This window comes from Seonamhaeicola marinus, from assembly GCF_008085455.1.
On the sequence record NZ_VSDQ01000607.1, the window covers coordinates 250 to 747 of the forward strand.

Below are 498 nucleotides of genomic sequence, written 5' to 3' on the forward strand. Positions count from 1 at the left end.
TAGAGCAGTTTACAATTGCTTTTGATAATTCTACTGATAAACTTTTCCTTACTATGGCCTGGGATGACACAAAAATTGCAGTACCATTAAAAAATTAAGGGGCTTATTTTATGTATCTTAGCGTATAAACTTTTACCTAAGTGACAAAGCAAAAAAAAACAGCATTACATAAAAACAAAGGTGTTTCAGCAACTGAAATAACCAACAAAAATGCTATAGAAAAACTAAAAGCTAAACGCAATAAACAGCTTGATAGTAATGCACTTGTTACGGCTATTTTAAATAAAGATATTACAGCTTTAAGCAGAGCTATAACTTTAGTTGAAAGCAAAAACCCCAACCATTTACAAAACGCCAAAAACATTATTAAGGCCTGTTTACCACACGCAAATAATTCTGTTAGAATAGGTATTACAGGTGTTCCTGGTGTTGGCAAAAGTACTTTTATTGAAACTTTTGGCAAATACTTAACCAGCCAAGGTAAACGCGTTGCAGTTT

At 32.5% G+C, this 498-nt stretch carries 1 protein-coding gene and 1 pseudogene (1 of these 2 only partly in view); both read left to right on the forward strand.

Annotation, left to right across the window (positions count from 1 at the left end; translation table 11 throughout):
- Positions 1–98, forward strand: partial view of a DUF2911 domain-containing protein gene (locus FUA24_RS10775; protein ID WP_449441427.1) — the 3' end only. 238 nt of this gene lie to the left of the window's left edge; only the last 98 of its 336 coding nucleotides appear in the window; its start codon lies off the left edge, out of view; the stop codon is at positions 96–98.
- Positions 99–140: 42 nt separating this feature from the next.
- Positions 141–498: pseudogene (locus FUA24_RS10780) on the forward strand (methylmalonyl Co-A mutase-associated GTPase MeaB); the annotation flags it as partial.